17 protein-coding genes and 2 pseudogenes are annotated in these 20163 nt (G+C 68.3%); 15 read left to right on the plus strand and 4 right to left on the minus strand.

From position 1 onward, the window contains the following. Window positions 1–687 (plus strand): annotated as a pseudogene (locus tag INE98_RS06805) (hypothetical protein); the annotation flags it as partial. Window positions 688–694: 7 nt separating this feature from the next. Here INE98_RS06805 and INE98_RS06810 read toward each other — a convergent pair. Beyond that, window positions 695–1675: a M23 family metallopeptidase gene (locus INE98_RS06810; RefSeq protein WP_293537640.1), complete on the minus strand. Its 981-nt coding sequence runs from the start codon at window positions 1673–1675 to the stop codon at window positions 695–697. A 269-nt stretch (window positions 1676–1944) separates the two neighbouring features. After that, window positions 1945–2676: a sulfotransferase domain-containing protein gene (locus INE98_RS06815; protein WP_293537642.1), complete on the minus strand. Its 732-nt coding sequence runs from the start codon at window positions 2674–2676 to the stop codon at window positions 1945–1947. 95 nt (window positions 2677–2771) lie between these two features. Here INE98_RS06815 and rfbF point away from each other — a divergent pair, with 95 nt between their 5' ends. The 8 genes and pseudogenes from rfbF to INE98_RS06855 form a co-directional block, all read left to right on the plus strand. Next, a complete protein-coding gene (gene rfbF / locus INE98_RS06820) occupies window positions 2772–3545 on the plus strand; it encodes a glucose-1-phosphate cytidylyltransferase (protein WP_293537693.1) in 774 nt (257 codons plus the stop codon). Further along, a complete protein-coding gene (gene rfbG, locus INE98_RS06825; protein ID WP_293537644.1) occupies window positions 3506–4603 on the plus strand; it encodes a CDP-glucose 4,6-dehydratase in 1098 nt (365 codons plus the stop codon). Before rfbF ends, rfbG begins: the two co-directional genes overlap by 40 nt. Beyond that, window positions 4600–5838, plus strand: coding sequence for a class I SAM-dependent methyltransferase (locus INE98_RS06830; protein WP_293537646.1), 1239 nt, complete (start codon window positions 4600–4602; stop codon window positions 5836–5838). Before rfbG ends, INE98_RS06830 begins: the two co-directional genes overlap by 4 nt. Continuing rightward, a complete protein-coding gene (locus INE98_RS06835) occupies window positions 5838–6371 on the plus strand; it encodes a dTDP-4-dehydrorhamnose 3,5-epimerase family protein (RefSeq protein ID WP_293537648.1) in 534 nt (177 codons plus the stop codon). The genes INE98_RS06830 and INE98_RS06835 overlap by 1 nt, the downstream gene beginning before the upstream one ends. Before the next feature lie 2 nt (window positions 6372–6373). Further along, entirely contained in the window at window positions 6374–7333 is a 960-nt protein-coding gene (locus tag INE98_RS06840; protein ID WP_293537649.1) for an NAD(P)-dependent oxidoreductase, read from the plus strand. Window positions 7334–7428: 95 nt separating this feature from the next. Then, window positions 7429–8034 (plus strand): TetR/AcrR family transcriptional regulator, encoded by a 606-nt coding sequence (locus tag INE98_RS06845; protein WP_293537651.1) that lies wholly within the window; start codon window positions 7429–7431, stop codon window positions 8032–8034. Window positions 8035–8109: 75 nt separating this feature from the next. After that, complete coding sequence (locus tag INE98_RS06850; RefSeq protein WP_293537652.1) at window positions 8110–8466, plus strand: hypothetical protein; 357 nt, start codon at window positions 8110–8112, stop codon at window positions 8464–8466. A gap of 36 nt (window positions 8467–8502) precedes the next feature. Then, window positions 8503–8598 (plus strand): annotated as a pseudogene (locus tag INE98_RS06855) (methyl-accepting chemotaxis protein); the annotation flags it as partial. 462 nt (window positions 8599–9060) lie between these two features. On the opposite strand, the gene INE98_RS06860 reads toward INE98_RS06855, so the two are convergent. Further along, window positions 9061–10242, minus strand: coding sequence for a glycosyltransferase family 4 protein (locus INE98_RS06860; protein ID WP_293537653.1), 1182 nt, complete (start codon window positions 10240–10242; stop codon window positions 9061–9063). A 10-nt stretch (window positions 10243–10252) separates the two neighbouring features. Further along, a complete protein-coding gene (locus INE98_RS06865) occupies window positions 10253–12547 on the minus strand; it encodes a tetratricopeptide repeat protein (protein WP_293537655.1) in 2295 nt (764 codons plus the stop codon). A gap of 170 nt (window positions 12548–12717) precedes the next feature. Here INE98_RS06865 and INE98_RS06870 point away from each other — a divergent pair, with 170 nt between their 5' ends. From INE98_RS06870 to pstB, 6 genes are all read left to right on the plus strand, one after another. Continuing rightward, window positions 12718–13311, plus strand: coding sequence for a helix-turn-helix domain-containing protein (locus INE98_RS06870; RefSeq protein ID WP_293537656.1), 594 nt, complete (start codon window positions 12718–12720; stop codon window positions 13309–13311). Window positions 13312–13568: 257 nt separating this feature from the next. Further along, window positions 13569–14660, plus strand: a complete 1092-nt coding sequence (locus tag INE98_RS06875; protein ID WP_293537657.1) for a nitroreductase family protein — start codon at window positions 13569–13571, stop codon at window positions 14658–14660. A gap of 450 nt (window positions 14661–15110) precedes the next feature. Continuing rightward, window positions 15111–16499 (plus strand): ATP-binding protein, encoded by a 1389-nt coding sequence (locus tag INE98_RS06880; RefSeq protein WP_293537659.1) that lies wholly within the window; start codon window positions 15111–15113, stop codon window positions 16497–16499. A 105-nt stretch (window positions 16500–16604) separates the two neighbouring features. Continuing rightward, on the plus strand, window positions 16605–18047 hold the full coding sequence (pstC, locus tag INE98_RS06885) for a phosphate ABC transporter permease subunit PstC (RefSeq protein ID WP_293537660.1): 1443 nt from the start codon (window positions 16605–16607) through the stop codon (window positions 18045–18047). Beyond that, window positions 18040–19326: a phosphate ABC transporter permease PstA gene (gene pstA, locus INE98_RS06890; protein ID WP_293537662.1), complete on the plus strand. Its 1287-nt coding sequence runs from the start codon at window positions 18040–18042 to the stop codon at window positions 19324–19326. The genes pstC and pstA overlap by 8 nt, the downstream gene beginning before the upstream one ends. A 4-nt stretch (window positions 19327–19330) precedes the next feature. Next, window positions 19331–20155, plus strand: a complete 825-nt coding sequence (gene pstB / locus INE98_RS06895) for a phosphate ABC transporter ATP-binding protein PstB (protein ID WP_293537664.1) — start codon at window positions 19331–19333, stop codon at window positions 20153–20155. Window positions 20156–20163 lie beyond the last annotated feature (8 nt).

Consider the following 20163-nt stretch of genomic DNA (forward strand, 5'->3'; position numbering starts at 1 on the left):
GGGACGGATACCGTCCGCGTGACGGGGGCCACGGTGTTCGATGCGGGCCTTACCTTCACCCAGGTGGAGAACCTGGTGGCGGCGGGGGTCGCAGCGACGCTGAGCCCCGCCCAGCTGGCGGCCTTCACCTCCGTCTCCGGGACGGGCGGATCCTCCGCCGTGGTGGTCAATGTGGCGTCCGGCGCGACCTACACCCTGCCCAACCTGACCTATACGAGCGTGTCGGTGAGAGTCGTCGGGGATGCGGGCAATGAGAGCATCACCGGCTGGACCGGGGTGGACTCGCTCTCGGGCCTGGCCGGCAACGACACCCTTTCCGGCGGGGCCGGGACCGACAGCCTGGTTGGCGGCGCGGGCGCAGACCACTTCGTCTTCGCCGCAGGCGACACCGGGCTCCTGGTGTCGACCGCCGACGACATCCTCGACTTTGTGTCCGGGTCGGACCGCCTCTCCCTCGGGGTCGCCGGCAACGCCACCAACTATGGCGAGGAACTGAGCAGCGTCGGGTCCTTCGCCGCCGCCCAGACTGTGGCCGACGGCCTTGCGGACGGCGCGGTCGTGTACGCCTTCGTCCGGGTGGGAGCGGACGGCTACCTGTTCATCGACCGCAATGCGGACGGCACGGTGGATGAGGCGATCAAGCTGACCGGGGTCACCGACATGGCCTTCGGAGACATCGTCGTCTGAGCCGTCGTCAGAGCCGCAGGTCGAACCGGCGGCTCAGCACGGTCTGTCCGTTCCGCAGGACGGCGTAGTCGGCCCGGTAGAGGCCCGCCGGCCAGCCGCCGGGCGGCGCGCGCTTGCCGGCGTAAACCAGCCACTGGGCCTTGCTGCGATCGAGGGGCGCGCCCTCGGCCCGGGCCAGCACGACGCCATCCGGTCCGGTGAGGGTCAGGGTCGGCCGGTCGCCGCCCTTCAGGTTGATGGCGCGGACATAGGCCACCAGGGCGGGGGCATTTCGCCCCGGCCGAGGCGGGGCGCCGGCCTCGATCCGGGCGTTGTCCACGGGGCCGTCGGCGAAGCCGGCGTTGAGCACCGCCCCGCCCGGGCGATAGGCCAGGGCCGCCGCCGCCGCAGGCGTCCAGAGCCCGGCTCCCTCCGCCTGCGTCGAACAGGCTGCGCCGCCGTTCGGAAGGAAGGGGTCCACCGTCCGCGTCCCCTGGCGAACGGTGAGGTGCAGGTGGGGGTATTCGGTATTCCCCGAGAGGCCCACGCGGGCGATGGGCTGGCCGGCGGCGACCTCCTGGCCGACCTTCACGCGGATCGAGCCCCGGGCGAGGTGGCAGGACTGGGTCTCCCAGCCGCCGCCATGGTCGATGACCACGCCATTGCCGCACTCGCGCCCTGCGACAGGCGGGGCGCCGGGCGCCTTCACCGAGATGTCCGGCTCTCCGTCCCGCAGGCGCACGACCCGTCCGGGCGCCGCGGCCAGGACGTCGACACCCCGCAGGCGCGCTGCGTCGTTGACCAGGCGGATGTCGGTTCCCGTATGCCCCTCGTAGGTCTGCGCCCCACAGCGGAAGTCCCTCACCCCCGGGCCGGGATCGCGGTCTACGTGGTTCTGCAGGAAGCAGTCCGCCCCCGGCGTGCAGGCGAGGGGCAGGGACAGGCGCGGCGGGCCAGGCGCTGCTGCGCCGAGCAGGGCGAGAAGGGGAAGGGCGAGAAGGCTGCGCATGGGTTGTGGAAGGTTACCGCGGATCGGCGGACATGTCGCGGGACTCAGCAGACCCCCTCCGGCCCGCTTCGCGGTCCACCTCCCCCTGATGGGGAGGAATGACTCACCAATTGCTCCCCCAAGGGGGAGCTGTCAGCGAAGCTGACTGAGGGGGTCAACGGCGCTTCAGCAGACCCCCTCCGGCCCGCTTCGCGGTCCACCTCCCCCTGGAAGGGGGAGGAATTACAGTCGCTTGATTGCTCCCCCGAGGGTGAGGGGGCGGCGGACTTTCAGGAGGCCCAGCTGATCCCCGTCAGGGCCTTCAGGCGGGCCTGGTCGGGGGCGTAGACCTGTCGCAGGAAGGCGGCGTCGGCTTCGGGGATCGGGGCCGGGGCGCCCACGTGGACCCGGCGGGGCCGCACGGGCGGAGGCGGCGGGGTTCCGGCGAAGGCGGACAGGTGGGCCAGGAGGGCGGCGGGGTCGGCGTCGAGGTCCTCGGCCCGGACGATGAGGACGTCTGCGGGATCGAAAAGGGAGAACAGCCGCTCGACCTGCTCGCCATAGAAGCCGCGCTCGACATAGGAGAACTCGCGATGATGGCCGAAAGGCTCGGCCTCGAAGAGGCGTTGGCGACCGCGGCGGATGCACCAGGAGAAGGGCTCGCTCTCCGCATCCCGGGCGGTCTCCATGCGCCAGTGGGACCAGGCCCTCTCCACGGGATCGCGCAGGAGGAGGACAAGGCGCACGCCCGGGCAGGCGGCGGCGATCCGTTCCAGGGCGCCGGGCCAGTAGATGTAGATGGGGGTGGCCTCGACGCGCACGCCGGGCCGGTCGGGGAAGCGGGCGGCGTAGGCGGACAGGTCGGGCGTGGGGGCGGCCGGGTCCTCGAGATCGAAGAAGTGGACCTCCTTGACGTCGGACCGGACATAGGCGGGGTCATCGCCGAGATAATCGAACAGGGCGGTGGTGCCGGCCTTCTGGGCGCCGATGATGATGAGGTCGACGGGCCGTTCAGGCTTCATCGACGCACGCGTTCGGGCTAAGAGGGGGCGCGCGCAGGCGGCGCGACAGAGGGATGCAGAGCGTCTTGACCCAATCCGACAGTCCCGCGGCGGGGATGAAGGCGGTGATCCTGGCCGGCGGCCTGGGCACCCGGATCTCCGAGGAAAGCCACCTGCGGCCCAAGCCCATGATCGAGATCGGCGGCCGGCCGATCCTCTGGCACATCATGAAGCTGTACTCCCACTTCGGGGTCCGGGATTTCATCATCTGCCTCGGCTACCGGGGCTACATGATCAAGGAGTATTTCGCCAACTATGTCCTGCACAACGCCGACCTGACGGTGGACCTGGCCAAGGGCGCGGTGGAGTACCACGCCACCCACCACGAGCCCTGGCGGGTGACCCTGGTGGACACCGGGGCCGAGACCATGACCGGCGGACGGCTGAAGCGGGTGGCGAGCTATCTGGAGCCGGGCCAGCCCTTCTTCTTCACCTATGGCGACGGCGTGGCGGATGTGGACATCGGCGCCCTGGCGGCCTTCCACAGGTCGCATGGCCGGCAAGCGACGGTGACTGCGGTCTCGCCCCCCGGGCGGTATGGGGCGCTGGACATCCGTGAAGGCGAGGTTCGCCGCTTCGTCGAGAAACCCCCCGGGGACGAGGGCCTGATCAACGGCGGCTTCTTCGTGCTCCAGCCCGAGGTGGTGAGCCGGATTTCCGGCGACCCCATGCCCTGGGAGTCCGAGCCTCTTCAGGGCCTGGCCGCTGACGGCCAGCTGATGGCCTTTCCCCATTCCGGCTTCTGGACCGGCATGGACACCCTGCGCGACAAGAACAACCTCGAGGCCCTGTGGGCGTCGGGCCAGGCGCCCTGGAAGCTGTGGTCCTGACCCGCCCCGATCCCGCCTTCTGGGCCGGCAAGCGGGTCCTTCTGACAGGGCATACCGGCTTCAAGGGCGGCTGGACGGCCATCTGGCTGGCTTCGATGGGGGCGAAGGTTACGGGCCTGGCCCTGGCGCCGGACCAGAATCCGGCCCTGTTCGACCTGGCCGGGGTGGGCGACCTGACCGACTCCCGGATCGCCGATCTTCGCGAAGCCACCGAAGTGGCCCAGACCCTGATGGCGGCCGAGTTCGACCTGGTCCTGCACATGGCCGCCCAACCCCTGGTGCGCACCGCCATAGCCGACCCCGTCGCCACCTTCTCCGCCAACATCATGGGTACGGCCCACCTCTTGCAGGCCCTGCGCGACCGGACGGCCCTGACGGCCGTGCTGGTGGTGACCTCGGACAAGGTCTACGCCAACGCCGAGACCGGCCGGGCCTTCACGGAAGGCGACGCCCTGGGGGGCAAGGACCCCTATTCGGCGTCGAAGGCGGCGACGGAGATCGTCACGGCCTCCATGGCCCGGAGCTATTTCGACCGGGCCGGCGTGCCGGTGGCGACCGCCCGGGGCGGGAATGTCATCGGCGGCGGCGATTTCTCCCGCGACCGGATCGTGGCTGACATCGTCCGCGCCGCGGCGGCGGGCGAGGCGGTGGCGCTGCGCCATCCCGAGGCCACCCGGCCCTGGCAGCATGTGCTGGACTGTGCGGCGGGCTATCTGGTCTTTCTGGAGCGGCTGGCCAAGGATCCGGCGACGCCCCGGGCCCTCAACTTCGGCCCTGCGCCGGGCGGGGCCGAGGTGACGGTGGGCGAGCTGGCCAGCCGGGCGACGGCGGCCCTTGACGGGCGAGCCTGGCGGCACGAGCCCGACCCGGCCTCGCTGGAGGCCCGGGCGCTCGGCGTCGATACGGCCCTGACCCGCGAGGCGCTGGGCTTCGAGAGCCGGCTGGCCGCGCCGGAGGCCATCGACTGGACCATGGAGTGGTATCGCCGGCAGGCGGCTGGCGAGCCGGCCCTGGCCCTGTGCCGCGAGCAGATCGCGCGGTATGAGGCCCTGCCATGAGCGCACCTGTCTGCCGATTCTGCCGCACGCCCCTGACCCAGGACTTCCTCGACCTGGGCCTCCAGCCCCTGGCCAACGCCTATCTCACGCCCGCGCAGCTGGCGGCGGGGACCGAGAAGACCTATCCCCTGCATACCCGGGTGTGCGGATCCTGCTTCCTGGTCCAGGCGGACGATCCCGTGCCGGCGGGGGAGATCTTCGACGACGGCTATGCCTATTTCTCCTCCTACTCGGAGAGCTGGGTGGCCCACGCCAAGGCCTACGCCGGGGCTATGGCGAAGCGGTTCGGCCTGGGGTCGGGCTCGCGGGTCATCGAGGTGGCCAGCAATGACGGCTACCTGCTGCAGCACTTCGCAGCCATGGGCGTGCCGGTGCTGGGGATCGAGCCCACCGCCAACACGGCGGCGGCGGCGCGTGACCGCGGCGTGCCCACCGAGGTGGTGTTCTTCCATGAGGCGACCGGCAGAGACCTGGCGGGCCGGGGCCTGACCGCCGACCTGATGGCGGCCAACAACGTCCTCGCCCACGTGCCCGACATCGGAGACTTCGTGGGCGGATTCCGGCACGTGCTGAAGCCGCAGGGCGTCTTGACCTTCGAGTTCCCGCACCTCCTGAACCTGATCGAACAGGTCCAGTTCGACACCATCTACCACGAGCATTTCTCCTACCTGTCCCTGCTGGCGGTGGAGACGGTGCTCAAGGCCAAGGGCCTGAGGCCCTTCGACGTGGAGCTGCTGACCACCCACGGAGGGTCGCTGCGGCTGTTCTGCTGCCGCCAGGACGCCGGCCATGCCGAGACCGACGCCCTGAGGGGCTTGCGCGCCCGGGAGGCGGCGGCGGGACTTGACCGGCTGGAGACCTATGGCGGCTTCACCGCGCGGGTCGAGGCGGTGCGGGCGGCCTTCCTGGCCTATCTTGCGGAGGCCAAGGCGGCGGGCCGCAAGGTGGCGGCCTATGGCGCGGCGGCCAAGGGCAACACCTTCCTGAACTACGCCGGGGTCGGGGCGGACGACATCGTCGCCTGCTTTGACGCCAACCCGCACAAGCAGGGCCGGTTCCTGCCTGGCAGCCATATTCCCATCCTGGCCCCCGACCAGATCGACGCCGTACGGCCGGACGACCTGCTGATCCTGCCCTGGAACCTGCGCGAGGAGATCATGGCCCAGACAGCGCGCATCCGCGCCTGGGGCGGCCGGTTCGTGACCGCCTCGCCCGAGCCCCGGACCTGGGACTGATGCGGTTTACGCCGACCCCCATCGCCGGCGCCGTGGTGGTGGACATGGAGCCCGTGGAGGACGAGCGGGGCGCCTTCGCCCGCCTGTTCTGCCCAAGGGCCTTCGCGGCGGCGGGCCATCCTTTCTCCCCGGCCCAGACCAGCCTTTCGCGCAACACCGCCGCCTTCACCCTGAGGGGCCTGCACTTCCAGGCCGCGCCCTTCGACGAGGGCAAGCTGGTCCGCGTGACCCGGGGCCGGATCTTCGACGTGGCGGTGGACCTGAGGCCGGACAGCCCCACCTTCCGCCAGTGGACCGGCGTGGAGCTGGGCGCCGAAGACGGCCGGGCCCTTCTCGTCGGGCGAGGGCTGGCGCACGGCTTCCTGACTCTGGAGCCGGAGACCGACGTCCTCTACGTCATCGACCGCTTCTTCGAGCCCGGCAAGGGCGAGGGCGTGCGCTGGAACGATCCGGCCTTCGGCATCCAGTGGCCGGCCGAGCCCCGGGTGATGTCGGAACGCGACTCCGCCTACCCGGACTTCAGCGCGGCCTGACCATGGCCCGGATCCTCCTGACCGGCGCCAGTTCCTTCACCGGCCTGTGGATCGCCGAGGCCCTGGCCAGGGCGGGCCATGAGGTCGTGGCGACCCTGACCCGCGGCGAGGGCGACTATCCTGGCCTGAGGGGCGAGCGGGTGGCGCGGCTGGCGGCCTCGACGGCCCGGGTGTTCGACGCACCCCTCGACAGCGACCTGTTCCGTGATCTCGCCCGGACGGGCCGGTTCGACCTCTTCGCCCACCATGGAGCCGACATCCCCGGCTACCGGTCGCCGGATTACGACGTGGCCGCAGGGGTGGCGCGAAACCTCGCAGGGGCGGAAGGGGCGGTGAAGGCGGCTGCCTCCGGCGGCTGCCGGGTCCTGGTCTCGACCGCCACGGTCTTCGAGCCCGGCGAAGGGGGCGAGGGCCCTGAAGCCCCGGCGGTCAGCCCCTACGGCCTCTCGAAGGGCCTGACCGGCCAGGCCCTGGCGGACTTCGCGGAGGGGGCCGGCCTGTCCTTCGGCCGGTTCGTCATCGCCAATCCCTTCGGCGTGCTGGAAGAGGGGCGCATGGGCTGGTCCCTGTTCCAGGCCTGGTTCCGGGGCGAGCCCGGGCGGGTGCTGACCCCGGCCTATGTCCGCGACAACCAGCCGGTCCCGGACCTCGCGGGCGCCTATGCCGGCCTTGCGGGACGCCTTCTGGCGGCGCCGGCGCCGGTGCGGCTGGACGCCCGGCCTTCGGGCCTGGTGGGAACCCAGGGAGACTTCGCCCGGCGACTGGCGGCCGAGGCGGGCCCGCGCCTGGGCCTCGCCTGCGACCTCGTCCTGAACGACCAGGTCGACTTCCCCGAACCCCGGGTGCGGGTGAACGACGAACCCTGCCTGCCCCCCGGATGGACGGGGGAGGCCTTCTTCGACGCCTATGCCGACTACTACGCCCGGCTGGCGACGGAGGGACGGCTCGGCGGGCCAGCCTGAAGGGGCCCCATACCAACGGCCTTCATGATTGACCTTTGTGTGCCCAATCGCGCATCCCGATTGACATATTAGAGCAAATGGTCTAATAGTTCCCTATGCGCCCCAAGCTGTTCGATCCAGACACCGTCATTGCCAGCGCGCTGCCCCTTTTCTGGCGGCAGGGCTACGAGGGAACGCACATGCCCGAACTCTTGGACGCGATGGGGCTTGGCAAGGCGAGCTTCTATAACGCTTTCGACTCCAAGCATGCGGCGTTCCTTACCGTCCTCGACCGCTACTTCAGCGCGGTCGATCAGGTACTGGCCAGAGCGCTTGAGGGCGTGAAGCATCGTGACGAAGCGGCTGCCTGTCTGCTTGACGCGATTCTGACCGTAGCGCGCGATCCCGAAGGACGGACGGACGGTTGGCGTGGCTGCCTGATAGGCAACACGGCCCTCGAGATGGGGGCGCAAGATGAAGCCGTGCGCAACCGCCTCGATCAGGGCGTGCGGCTCCTGCGGCGCCATTTCTCCAAGGCGCTCAGCCTCGCCGATAGCGACGGCCGCTTCCTGCCGGATAGCGCCGTATCCGCGCTCGCATTGCATGCCGTGGCCGGTATCCAGGGCATCCTGGTGCTGGCAAAGGCCGGAATGCTCGAGGAGGAGATCCGGGCAGCGAAGCAGACGCTTCTGTTGACGCTGAAAGCACCCCCACCGATCTGAACACCGGGTCAGGCATCATGGAGCCTATAGCCTTGCCCAGTAATGTACCAAACGCTCCAAAAAGGAACAACGACCATGAAGATCCTCAACACCTCGATCCACGGCATCCTCGACTATGCCACGGTAATCGTCTTCGCTGCTGCACCGACGCTCCTCGGGTTTTCGGGTACAGCCGCCATTCTGGCCTACCTGCTTGCCGGTGTTCACTTGGCAATGACCGTCCTGAGCGACATGCCGCTTGGCCTCGTGAAGATCATTCCCATGCGTTTACACGCCCTCGTCGAGATGCTCGTCGGCCCCACGCTGATTGCTGTAGCCTTGTTGGCCCCATCGCTGGTCATGGGAGCTCAGTGGTTCTTCGTCGCGAGCGGTATCGCGATTTGCGCCGTTTGGTTTCTCAGCGACTATGCGTCGGCGACACAGTCCGGCTGAATGCTGGCGCTGCGCGCTTGTCTGGCAGGTGCGTTCAGCCAGATCATCGGCGGGATCGACGAGATCGCCTTCCAGGCCAACCTTCTGGCTTTCAACGCCGGCGTCGAGGCGGTCCGCGCAGGCGAGGCTGGCATGGAGTGCGATGCAGTCCGATTTGGGCAATTCATTGAGGCGCCGCACATCTGGCGCGACGCCGAGAGCATAGTGCGTTTGATTGGAGGCATATCGGGTGGCCTTGAGGTAGTTCGAGCACTCGTCAGGCTCGTAGAGGTTGCAGATGTCACCAATGGCGCGCACGCCCTACCCTTGCCGATCGCGCGGGATGGCACATCGCGAGCGATCTCGAATCGCGAAAGAACATCACGCGGATCCTAGCCGCCTCGGGGCGGTTCATCCCGTCCAGCACCGTGGCGAGCGACAACAGCCGTCGGCTCTGGATCGCGTGCCGCAATGCCGCCGCCAGCCGACGCAGTTCGCATGCCGTCCAGTCCCCCGTGATCGCCTTGGCTCTGGCATGGCCCCTCCATGCCACCTTGAATCACGCCGCAAAGGTGACGGGAATACCCCGCGAGTCAGTGGTCGCGGCCGGTGGTATCAGATCCCGAGATGAACGAGGAGCCGGTCGATCTGCCGGGTCCAGGACAGGTCCTCCATCAACCGGGCGTGGGCCAGGGCGACCTCACGGAAGGCCTCGCGTTTCCGGTAGACCGCTTCGAGCCGTTCGACGATCTCGTCCACCGAGCTTTCTCCCCACACGTCGTGGTCGGGGCTGGACCCGGCCTCCGGGACGGGGGACTGGTCGGCCAGGGCGAAGCCGATCTGCCGGTCCAGCAGGTCCATGTGGCCGGTATTGGCCGAGAGCAGGGAGGGTACGCCCAGGGCCAGGGTCTCCATGGCCACGAGGTTGGTGCCGCCTTCGCACCGGTTCGGGAAGATGGCGACGTCGCATTCCCGGATGACCGGCGGCAGGAGGGCGTTGGGAATCTCCGGCAAGGCGATGACGCTCTCTGCCGGCACGCCGTTGAGGAAGAGCCAGCGGCGGACATCGATCCGGCCCTCGGAATCGAGCAGGTCGGCGCCATCGAAGACCCTTGATCGCATGATCTCCCGGACGCCCTCCGCCCGGGGCCAGGCATTGTGCCAGGAGGTCACGAGCACCGCGTCGTCGTGCCTCTGGCGAAAGGCGCGGAAGGCTGCGGCGACGATGTCCTGGCCCTTGCGATGTTCGATCTTCCCCCCGGAGAAGATGGTGAAGCGGTCGCCCAGCAGCCCCCTCCGGGGCGCGGGGTGGAACCGGGAGGCGTCGATGCCCTGGATGTTGTCGATCACGTTCCGCACCCCGAGGGCCCTCAGGTGGTCGCCGTTCCAGGCGGAGCCGGCAATGACGCTGTCGAACTGGTTGAGCTGTGCAATCGCCTCCGGCGAGAAGGTCGTCCGGTCGAAGAAGATGCAGACGTGGTTTGCGGTTCCCCGGGTGCGGGCGGACAGCCGGCCGAACTGGAGCTCTGCATTATTGCCCCGCGCGTGGATCACCGGGAACCTGCAGACGATGGGACCATCGCCCTGTTTCTGTATCAACTCCGCCGCCGTGCGGCGGAATTCAAAGGCCGGCGCGAGGCGGGTCGCCTCCAGGGCGTCCAGCGTGAGCGGTCCGGGCGACTCCATGAGCGTCGGAAGCCGGTTGTGACGCGCAAGGCCCAGGGCCAGCTGGGTTCCGTAGACGCCCCAGCCGAAGGTCGAGCCGATCTGCCAGGCGATGCCGACGTGCGGGTTCATTCTGCCCGACCTAGGCCGGCTTCCGCACAGGGTCGGCCATGGCGCGCTCGACCATGGCGTACCAGTCGGTGGCGAAACCCCGGGCGTCGCGCAGCGGGCTGGCGGCCAGCCGGTCCCGGAGGGTGCGGCGCAGGTCGATGATGCGGGCCGGATCGGAGGCCAGGCGGACTGCGATGTCGACGTACTCGTCCGTGGTCTTTCCGACCAGGTCGCCGAGGCCGACATTGTTGAGGATGGAATAGCTCATCCGCTCGAAGACCGCGTCTCCGACCCGGGCGACGACGGGCACGCCCATCCAGAGCGACTCGCAGGTGGTGGTGCCGCCGGTCTGGGGGAAGGTGTCCAGGGAGATGTCCATCTGGTTGTAGAAGGGCAGGTGGCGTCCGCGCACGGTTTCGAAGACCACGCGGTCGGCGGAGACGCCCTGGTCGGCGAACACCTTCCGGATGTTGGCGGTGAAGGTCGGCGTCGTCCCCTCTGGCCGGACGAACATGAATTTCGAGCCCGGCGTCCCGGCGACGGCTCGCGCCCAGGCCGTGACGGACTCGCGGGTGTACTTGTAGGGATTGTTGGCGGTGCCGAAGGTGACGTAGCCGTTGCGCTCGACCGGGGCGACCGCATCCACCGCCGGCTGCTCGCGGAAGGCCCGCTCGCCCATGGCGTACCATGCGTGGGCCAGCAGCAGGGGCTTTTCGATCACGAGGCGCGGATCCGGCGGGTTCATCCAGGGATCGAGGACCAGGTAGTCGATGGTCTCGGGGCCGGCGGAGTGGGGATAGCCCACCCAGCTCGCCTGCCGGGGGGCCGGCCGGTAGGACATGACCGACAACTTGTTCATGTGGGTCGTTGCGCCCAGCTCGAAGAGCATGTCGAGATTGTCGTTGGCGATCAGCTGGGCGGCCTCGCGGTCGGTGATGTCCTTTTGCCAGCGGAAGCCATCCACCCACTGGGTGATCTGCTTCTGGGTCGGATCCTCCTCTCCCTGGTACCAGGAGTAGCAGAAGACCTCGAAGCGGTTGCGGTCGTAGTGCTCGAAGAGGGGGATGGCGAAGTAGGCCACCGGGTGTCCCCTCAGGTCCGAGGACATGTAGCCCACGCGGATCTTTCCCCCCGGCGCGCGGGGCGCCGGATGGATGATGGGCCGGCGGGCGGCGGCGGCGTCGGCGAGCCGGCCCCAGATGCGATGCTGCTCGACCAGTTCCAGCCGGTCTTCCGCCGTGCGCACCCGGGCAAGGTGCGCCATCAGGGCGGTGTGCCGGCCCGCCTCGGCCCAGGTGCGGCCCACCTTCGAGAAGGAGCCCAGGGCCTCGAGCCGGTCGTAGTCCGCCACCCGGACCAGCAGTTCGTAGATGACCTTGAGGTTGCCGGGGGTCAGCTCGGCCTTGTCGAGCACCTCGACCATGGTGCGGTAGGCGGCCTCGAGGTTGCCGCCCTCGTCGCCGGTGCGGTCGCGACCCAGGCTCTCGGCATAGGTGATCCGGTAGTCGACATTGTCCGGCGCGAGCTCGATGGCCCGGCGGAAGTGCTCGTTGGCCCGGGGCCGGTCGTAGTCGGTCAGGGCCCCACCCAGCTGGAAGTGCAGCCAGGCCGCATCCGGCGTGACCTTGAGCATTTCCAGCATCTGCTGCTCGGCCTCGCGCATCCGGCCCGAGCGGCGCAGCATGGACAGCCGGGCCTCCTGCAGCCGGGGATTGCCAGGGCAGGCCTTCAGGCCCCGCTCCAGCGCCTCCAGCCCCTCGACAGGGCCGCGGGAGTCCGAGGCCGCCGCCGACAGGTCAAGCCAGGCGTCGACCATGTCGGGCTTCAGGCGGGTGGCGAGGTTGAGCCTCTGGAGGGCCTTGTCGAAGTCCTTGGCGAACCAGTATCCCCGTCCCAGCTGCCGCTGATGCTCGGCGTTCGAGGGCGCTGTCCGGACGAGCTGGGCGAAAACCTTGATCGCGCGAGGGTCCCGCGCGTCATTGAAGACATTGCCGAGATTCTGCTGGATGGCGTCGCTGCGGGGATTGAGGCGGGTGGCCCGCTCCAGGGCCTCCACAGCCTCGGGGTAGCGCTTGAGCCGCCGCAGGGCGACTCCAAGGATGTTCCAGAGTTCCGGGTCCCGCGGGTGGCGCTCCACCGCCCGGCGGCCGACCGCTTCGGCCTGGGCGTAATCGCGGTCGCGGATCAGAATGGCCCCGAAGTTCCGGTAGACTGCGGCGGGTGCGTCCGGGTCACCCGCCAGCTGCTCGGCGGTCAGGCGCTTTCCCTCATCCTGCCGTCCGGCCTTGAACGCGGCTTCGGCCTCGGCGAATCGATTGAGGGACATAGGGGCTCCGGGGAGATCATCACCGACACGACGGCGGAGGCGCAATCTAGGGCCTGGCGACCGTCGGGACAATCGCCAGGGTGATTGAGTGTAGCCAAGCCGTGATCTGACCGGGCTTTGTAGGTCGTGAAGTGTCCGGCTTGTCGAATGGCTCTGTGGAGGGCCGATTGATGAACCGGGCGCGTATCGACGAGCGCATACGTCAGATGCGTTTTGAGGAGCTTTTGGGTCGACACGAGCGTGGCGAGCTTGGCCAGGAGTTGGCGGCTCAGATGCTTGGGGTCAGCGACCGGACGTTCCGGCCATGGCGCGACCGGCTGAAGGATGAGGGGCCTGCAGGCCTTGAGGATCGACGCCTTCCGCCGTCAGGCAAGCGCGCCGCTCACGCGGAGATCGAGCAGATGCTGGGGCTTTACCGGGACACCTACAGCGACTTCACGGTGAAGCACTTCCACGAGCAGCTGGTGAAGCGTCACAGCTACAAGCTCGGCTACACGGTGACGAAGGTCTGGCTGCAGCGTTCGGGCCTGGTCAGCCGGGCGAAGTCCCGCTCGGCGCACCGCAAGAAGCGTCCCAGGCGGCCGATGATCGGCATGATGCTGCACCAGGATGGCTCCCGTGAAGAGCGGAGGGTGGGCAACGATAACACCCTGCGCAGGAAGGCTCTCAGCCTTCAGCTGCCCGAAAGCCACCTGAGACCCAGCTTCGTGCGAACCCAGGTGCGGGTCCCCGACTACCGGAACGGGAGCCTCAGCGTCTTCTAGGGGCCGCACCTGCCTGGAGACTATGCGCCGGATGGCTCCCTCATCACGCAAGGCGCAGCGCTTGCCGCCTGATCCCGAGCGACAGACGCCGTAGTCATGCGCACATGACTCCGGCCACAAACAGTAAATCTGACACTTCGCGAGATCCAGGAACCGGATAGATTGACTCGCTAGCGACAGCGTGAGATCGATCAAAGAACACGCCAGCATGTACAGGAATGCCGACTTCAATTCATTGAATATCGGGAGTTGAGGCCATGGCGCATTGGAATCGACGATCTGTTGTCGGCGCAGGATTGGCCGCGCCGTCACTCAGCGCCGCTGGGTACGCAGACAACGCGCAGAGCGTCGCCAGAGCCGCCGCGCGCCTTCGTCGTCCACTGAACACAAGCGCTGAGGACCCCATACTGGAATTGGTTCGGTTCGCAACGCTTGCCGCCAACAGTCACAATACCCAGCCTTGGCTCTTCGAGCGCACCCCGACAGGTATTGCCATTCTTCCGGATATCGCCCGGCGTTGCCCTGCGGTTGATCCGGATGATCACCACGTCTTTGCAACGCTTGGCTGTGCGGCTGAGAATATTGCGATCGCAGCGCCTTCGTTAGGGCGTGCGGCAGAGGTCGTGTTCGAAGCCGAAGCAAAGCGTGTGAACATCGTGCTGACGTCAGGCGCCTCAAGCACGCATCCACTTGTGGACGCCATCCCACGCCGCCAATGTACGCGCTCAGTCTTTGATGGACATCTCATTCCGACTGAACAGCTCGCGCTCCTTGAGGCCGCCGGCGCCGTTGAAGGCGTCGACATGCGCATCTTCACCGAGCGCGCCATGATCGACCGCATTCGCGACACTGTTATCGACGCCAATCGCGCGCAAATGCAGGATCAGGCGTTTATTGCTGAGCTCAGGGCCTGGATTCGATTCAATGAGCGGAGCGCGTTGGCGACCCGGGACGGCCTCTTCGCAGCATGCTCGGGAAATGCGACTGTGCCAGACTGGCTGGCGGGAGCGTTGTTCCCGATCGTCTTCACGATCGAGTCCGAGACCAAGAAGTACCGCGAGCAAATGCCGTCCACGCCGGGCGTTGCGGTATTCACGGCGGCTTCTGAGGACCCGGCTCACTGGATGCGTACTGGTCGCGCCTATCAGCGTTTTGCTCTGCAAGCCGCCGCGCTCGGAATCAAGCACGCATTCATCAATCAGCCCGCCGAAGTCCCCGCAAGCCGCGCGCCGTTGGCCGATCTTCTGGGCATGCCAGGCAAGCGCGTCGATCTCTTGGTGCGTTTCGGCTACGCACCAGATTTGCCGTTCTCCTTGCGACGCCCAACCGAGGCAGTTTTGCGCGCCTGAAGCCGCTGACGAAAAACAAGGCCCTAAGGCGGGTATGTCGCGAATGGGCCAATCCGCGTCTTTTGGATGCAATGTAACGGACGGTGGGGTTGTTCAAGACCTGCCGCCCATCAAGCGTGGCCCCATCCAGGCTAGACTCGCCGTGAGATGCCGGTCGCGCTTGTCGACTTGGCGCAGGATGAACGACACCTGCGTCTCACTGAACTTCGACCTCTTCATGGTCGTTCCTCGCTTTGTGGCCATACCGCAAAACGAGAAGATCTTCGCTCAGACCGGTCCATTTTCTAAAGAGCAGGTCAGACTCGCTAGCGACATCGCCAGGGTGATTGAGGCCGCATCGGCGCCGTCTCAACGGCGAGACCGGTGGATATCCCGGGCCTGTCATCAAACTGTCGCGCAATCGTCATATTTGCCAGCGCCTGCTGGCCGTCCTCCCCGAAGGGACTCCCCTTGTCGCGAACCGACCTCCGCAATGACCCGAGCTCCGGAGCGGCACTGGCCCTCTGGGTGGCTGCGGGCCTCATGGCGGTGTCTGGCGCCTGGGCCTGGGCCGGGCGGGGCGCAACCGAGATCGCCGCCCTGCTCCTGGCCGGCGCGGTGGCGGCTGGCCTCGTCGCCAGACAGGCCGGACGCCGTCGGGCGGGACCCCGTGGCGAAGAGGGCGACCAGAGGATCCGGGAGGCGACGGATGCCGTGGAAGCCCGGTTCACGGCCCTCCTCGATGCGACGCCGGACCCGATCCTGGTGGTCTCGGCCCGGGAGCCGGATGACCTGGGCGGACTGAAGATCGAACGATCCAACGCCGCCGCCCGGACCCTTTTCCGGCCCGCCGCTCCGTCTGTCCTGCTGGTCTCCGTCCTGCGGGACCCGGAAGTGCTCTCCGCGGTGGACGAGGCCCTTTTCGGCGGCGTTGAGGCCCGCTGCGCGTTCATCTCCGGCGCATCCCAGGAGCGGATCTTCCAGGCCATCGCCCGGCCGCTTGACCCTGAGCCTGATGGCCTGCGCCGCGCCGTACTGCTTTTCCGGGACGAGACCGACCTGCGGCGGGCGGAGCGCACACGGGCGGACTTTCTCGCCAACGCAAGCCACGAACTGCGCACCCCCCTCGCCTCCCTCTCCGGCTTCATCGAGACCCTCAAGGGCCATGCCCGGAATGATCCCCAGGCCCAGGAGCGCTTCCTCGGGATCATGCAGAACCAGGCGGACCGCATGGGCCGCCTGATCGACGACCTTCTGTCGCTGAGCCGGATCGAGCTGAATGAACATGTGGCGCCGCAGGGGCGGGCGGATCTCGCCCTGGCGGCGGCCGACGTCGTCGACGCCCTGGGTCCCCAGGCGGCGCGGCGCGGCGTCTGTATCGAGGCCGACCTGCCGGCGCCCGGCGACGCCGTCATCGGGGGAGACCGGGACCAGCTGGTCCAGGTGATCCAGAACCTGACCGACAATGCGATGAAGTACGCCTCTGCAGGGGGACGGGTCCGCCTGACGGTCCGGGCGGGCGTGGGTCGGGACGAGGCCCTGGCGTCCGCCCTGGAGGACTCCGCCCGCCTGACCCTGGTCGAGCCGGATTCGCCGAGTCGCCTCTACGCCCTGATTCGCGTCCAGGACGACGGCCCGGGCCTGGCGCGGGAGCACCTTCCGCGACTGGCGGAGCGGTTCTATCGGGTGGAGGGACAGAAGAGCGGCGAGCGTCCGGGCGCCGGCCTGGGCCTGTCCATCGTCAAGCACATCATCAACCGCCACCAGGGGGTCCTGGCGGTGGAGAGCGCCCCCGGGAAGGGCGCGCTGTTCACGGTGCTTCTTCCAGCAAGACTCCACGTTACGGAACTGTCGCAGTAATGACCTACGGCGAGAACAGAGTCGTGCAGCATCCTGGCCAGTGGTCGGGCGCGGTCGCGCGCATGGCGGGGGCTGAGCCCCGGGGGACCCGGAATTGATTCATTCATGCTGACCCCTGTCGCCATCCTCGTCCTCGTGGCGTTTTCCGGCGCCATCTACTGGGCCGGGCGCCGGCGGGCCGCCGGTCTCGCCCAAGGCGCCGGCCGGCCGCTGAACTCCCGACCGAACCACCACGGGGCCTATGCGGCCGTCTGGACCGCCGCACCCGCCGCCCTCGTCCTTCTCCTGACCGGCGTCCTTGGAGACCGGCTCGGGGAGGCTCTGGTCGAAGCGCGCCTTCCCGAAGTCGTCCGGTCGATGGACCTCGCCCAGCAACAGGTCTTCCGCGACGACGCCATCGCCCTGGCCCGCGGCGAGTCGCGGAGCGAGACGACCTATCCCGCGGACGTCCAGTCCGCCCTGGAGGTCGCGGCCCGGGAGGCGCAGAGTCTTCAGGCGCGCCTGCATGCCTTCAGCCTGGCCGCCGCTGCGGTTCTCGCCCTCGCCGGGGCCGCCTGGGGGCTGACGCGGATCCGCGCCGCCTTCCGCGCCCGGGAAGGGGTGGAGCGGTGGATCAAGGGCCTGCTGCTGGCCTGCTCTGTGACCGCGGTCTTCACGACGGTGGGGATCGTCGCCTCGCTCGTCTGGGAGAGCTGGCGGTTCTTCCAGGCCGTGCCCCTCCACGCCTTCCTGTTCGGCCTGGAGTGGGATCCGCAAAGCGCCATGTACGCCGACCAGGTGGTCTCGGAGGGATCCTTCGGCGCCATTCCTCTGTTCGTCGGCACCTTCCTCATCATGCTCATCGCGATGCTGGTGGCCGCGCCGGTCGGCCTGTTCGCCGCCATCTATCTCTCGGAGTACGCCTCGGCCCGCACGCGCGGGATCGTGAAGCCGCTTCTGGAGGTGCTCGCCGGGGTGCCGACCGTGGTCTACGGCTTCTTCGCCGCCCTGACGGTCGGCCCCCTCTTCCGGGCCGGATTCAACGCCATCGGCGCCGAGCTGGTCGGCGGCCCGTTCCATGACCTCGGGCTCTACCTGGGCGAGGTGCAGAACCAGATGGCCCTGGTCGCCGGCGCGGTCATGGGGGTGATGCTGATCCCCTTCGTCTCCTCCCTCTCGGACGACATCATCAACGCCGTGCCGCAGTCCCTGCGGGACGGAAGCCTGGCCATGGGCGCCACCCGGTCGGAGACCGTCAAGAAGGTGGTGCTGCCGGCGGCCCTGCCCGGGGTCATGGCCGCCATGCTGCTGGCGGTGTCCCGGGCCGTGGGAGAGACGATGATCGTCACCATGGCGGCCGGCCTGCAGGCCAACACGACCATCAACCCCCTGGAGACCGTCACCACCGTCACGGTCCAGATCGTCACCCTTCTGACTGGCGACCAGGAGTTCGACAGCCCCAGGACCCTTTCCGCCTTCGGCCTGGGCCTGACCCTGTTCGTGGTGACCCTGATGCTCAACGTGATCGCCCTGCGGATCGTCCAGCGATATCGGGAACAGTATGACTGAGACCTCCCAAGACCGGGCCGACCTGAAGGCCGCCATGGCGCGGAGGCTCAAGGCGCGAAACGCCGCCGAGCGGCGATTCAAGCTCTATGGCCGGATCGCCATCGCCATCGCCCTGGGCTTCCTCGTCCTGCTTCTCGGTCGGATCGTCCAGCAGGGCTGGTCGACCTTCATCGACTATCGGCTGACGACGACGGTGTTCGTCGATCCCGCCCGGATCGATCCCGCCGATCCGGCCGGCGCCAACTACGACCTGATGATCGCCGAGCAGGTTCTGAAGCGGATCGGGGTTGCGGATGATGAATTCGGGTCGCGAAGCGACGCCATGAGGGACCTGCTGTCCGGCGACCTCGGCTTCCAGGTCCTGGACCAGGTGAGAGCCGACCCCGCCGTGATCGGCCGGACCCTGACGATCTCGGCGCCCCTGAAGGCCGACGCCGGGCTCTACTTCAAGGGCCAGATCCAGCGCGCGACCCCGGAGTCCGAACGGCCATTGACCGACCAGCAGCTGGACTGGCTCGACAGGATGAACGCCGAAGGCCTGGTGAAGTCCGAGTTCAACACCACCTTCCTGACGCGATCCGACTCCACCGAACCAGAGCAGGCCGGAGTGCTCGGGGCCGTGGTCGGCTCGGCGCTGATGCTGATCCTCACGGCGGCCCTGGCCATTCCCATCGGCGTGCTGGCGGCGACCTACCTCGAGGAGTTCGCCCCCAAGAACCGCTGGACGGACCTTGTCGAGGTGAACATCAACAACCTCGCGGCCGTGCCCTCCATCGTCTACGGCCTGCTCGGCCTCGCCGTCTTCATCAACTGGATGAACGTGCCGCGATCCTCGCCCCTGGTCGGCGGGCTGGTGCTGGCCCTGATGTCCCTGCCGACGGTGATCATTGCGACCCGGTCGGCCCTGAAGGCGGTGCCGCCCTCGATCCGGGAGGCCGCGCTCGCCCTCGGCGCCTCGCGGACCCAGACGGTCTTCCATCACGTCCTGCCCCTGGCCCTGCCCGGGGTGATGACAGGCTCCATCCTCTCCCTGGCCCACGCCCTGGGCGAGACCGCGCCGCTCCTGATGGTGGGGATGGTGTCCTTCGTCCCCGGCGTTCCCGAAGCCCTGACCTCGGCCAGCACGGTGCTGCCGGTGCAGATCTTTATCTGGGAGAACGCCTCGGAACGGGCGTTCCAGGAACGCACCGCCGCCGCCATCATGGTGCTGCTGGCCTTCATGATCATTATGAACCTCGCCGCCGTCCTCCTGAGGCGCCGGTTCGAACGCCGCTGGTGACACGATGACAGACGCCCAGGTTTCTCCTCCCCGCCCCACCCCCGCCGCGGGAGGCTCCTCCCTCCCGGACGGCGCGCCGCGCATCACCGCAAAGGGCGTGAACGTCTTCTATGGCGATAAGCAGGCGCTCTTCGATATCGACCTCGACGTCCCGGATCGCGCCGTCACGGCGCTGATCGGGCCGTCCGGCTGCGGCAAGTCCACCTTCCTGCGGTGCATCAACCGCATGAACGACACCATCCCCGGCGCCCGGGTGCAGGGACGGATCCTGCTGGACGGCGAGGATGTGAACGACCGGGACCTCGACCCCGTCCTGTTGCGGGCGCGGGTGGGAATGGTCTTCCAGAAGCCGAACCCCTTTCCCAAGAGCATCTTCGAGAACGTCGCCTACGGCCCCAGGATCCATGGCCTGGCCACCTCCCGCTCGGAGCTGGAGGGCGTCGTCGAGCAGGCCCTCAAGCGGGCCGGTCTCTGGAAAGAGGTCGCGGACCGGCTCGACCAGCCCGGCACGGGCCTGTCGGGCGGCCAGCAGCAGAGACTGGTGATCGCCCGGGCCATCGCCATCAATCCGGAGGTGATCCTCATGGACGAACCCTGCTCGGCCCTGGACCCGATCGCCACGGCCCGGATCGAGGAGCTGATCGACGAGTTGCGGGCCCAGTACTGCATCATCATCGTCACCCATTCCATGGCGCAGGCCGCCCGGGTCTCCCAGCGCACGGCCTTCTTCCATCTGGGACGCCTGGTCGAGGCGGGGCCCACCAGCGACATCTTCACCCGGCCCGGAGACTCCCGGACCCAGGACTACATCACCGGCAGGTTCGGCTGAGGGCGGTT

The sequence above is a fragment of the Phenylobacterium sp. genome (assembly GCF_020253645.1).
Classification (GTDB): domain Bacteria; phylum Pseudomonadota; class Alphaproteobacteria; order Caulobacterales; family Caulobacteraceae; genus Phenylobacterium.

Excerpts from the sequence above, each read along its gene's own strand:
- INE98_RS06845 (WP_293537651.1), top strand. The coding sequence starts at position 7,429 with ATGCGCCCCAAGCTGTTCGATCCAGACACCGTCATTGCCAGCGCGCTG.
- rfbF (WP_293537693.1), top strand. The coding sequence starts at position 2,772 with ATGAAGGCGGTGATCCTGGCCGGCGGCCTGGGCACCCGGATCTCCGAG.
- INE98_RS06840 (WP_293537649.1), top strand. The coding sequence starts at position 6,374 with ATGGCCCGGATCCTCCTGACCGGCGCCAGTTCCTTCACCGGCCTGTGG.
- pstC (WP_293537660.1), top strand. The coding sequence starts at position 16,605 with ATGCTGACCCCTGTCGCCATCCTCGTCCTCGTGGCGTTTTCCGGCGCC.
- pstB (WP_293537664.1), top strand. The coding sequence starts at position 19,331 with ATGACAGACGCCCAGGTTTCTCCTCCCCGCCCCACCCCCGCCGCGGGA.
- INE98_RS06850 (WP_293537652.1), top strand. The coding sequence starts at position 8,110 with ATGAAGATCCTCAACACCTCGATCCACGGCATCCTCGACTATGCCACG.
- INE98_RS06865 (WP_293537655.1), bottom strand. The coding sequence starts at position 12,547 with ATGTCCCTCAATCGATTCGCCGAGGCCGAAGCCGCGTTCAAGGCCGGA.
- INE98_RS06810 (WP_293537640.1), bottom strand. The coding sequence starts at position 1,675 with ATGCGCAGCCTTCTCGCCCTTCCCCTTCTCGCCCTGCTCGGCGCAGCA.
- pstA (WP_293537662.1), top strand. The coding sequence starts at position 18,040 with ATGACTGAGACCTCCCAAGACCGGGCCGACCTGAAGGCCGCCATGGCG.
- INE98_RS06835 (WP_293537648.1), top strand. The coding sequence starts at position 5,838 with ATGCGGTTTACGCCGACCCCCATCGCCGGCGCCGTGGTGGTGGACATG.
- INE98_RS06870 (WP_293537656.1), top strand. The coding sequence starts at position 12,718 with ATGAACCGGGCGCGTATCGACGAGCGCATACGTCAGATGCGTTTTGAG.
- INE98_RS06815 (WP_293537642.1), bottom strand. The coding sequence starts at position 2,676 with ATGAAGCCTGAACGGCCCGTCGACCTCATCATCATCGGCGCCCAGAAG.
- INE98_RS06830 (WP_293537646.1), top strand. The coding sequence starts at position 4,600 with ATGAGCGCACCTGTCTGCCGATTCTGCCGCACGCCCCTGACCCAGGAC.
- INE98_RS06875 (WP_293537657.1), top strand. The coding sequence starts at position 13,569 with ATGGCGCATTGGAATCGACGATCTGTTGTCGGCGCAGGATTGGCCGCG.
- INE98_RS06860 (WP_293537653.1), bottom strand. The coding sequence starts at position 10,242 with ATGAACCCGCACGTCGGCATCGCCTGGCAGATCGGCTCGACCTTCGGC.